General features: G+C 47.0%; 1 protein-coding gene. It reads left to right on the forward strand.

Annotated features, from left to right (window positions below; translation table 11 throughout):
• Positions 1–494: hypothetical protein (locus tag N1032_RS26135; protein ID WP_259543553.1), on the forward strand; the 494-nt coding region annotated here is incomplete at its 5' end.
• Positions 495–627: the final 133 nt, after the last annotated feature.

Genomic DNA, 627 nt, shown 5'->3' on the forward strand with positions numbered 1-627 from the left:
ATCCTCAGTCCTTCGGCAAGAACGCACTGCTGCGTATGATGGCCGCTGATAAAGATACGGAATTTGATTTCATTCAGTTGCCGTGGTCTGTTCAGCGTGGTTATCGCCGTGATGGTTTCTATCGTTATGGCAATGGTCGTATTGATATGACCAGACCAGTAGACGAGCCAGAATTCACACCTGAAAATGGTGGATGGCTGCCGTTCGATACTCGTTATATTTTGGCTGATGGTTGGGATCATCATCGCAACCGAGCTAACAACGAGTATTCTATCAGCCGTAACCGCTGCTCGCATCTCTACACTCGTAATGTAGTTGATGCGTATAGCATCTCTGGTGATGTTGCGCTGGATAATGTCATGAGCTGGAACCCGGTTCAAGGCATGACCCTCTTCAATCACCAATCTGATCGTCGTACACCGGATGTTGTAGACGAATTAATCGCTGAAATCGAGCGAGTCTGTACGGAAGCAGGCGTTTCAATCCGTTCATAAGGAAGAAAGATGTCTGTAATTTCTTTGGGTTCAGATCCAGAATTGATGGGTTTTGATATTCAAACTGGCGTCATTGGTTCATTTGCTGGCCGCCTCGGCTGCGACAAATGGAACAAGAAAAGTCGGAGGCCAA

Source organism: Herbiconiux daphne (genome assembly GCF_024979295.1).
In the GTDB taxonomy this organism is placed as follows: domain Bacteria; phylum Actinomycetota; class Actinomycetes; order Actinomycetales; family Microbacteriaceae; genus Herbiconiux; species Herbiconiux daphnes.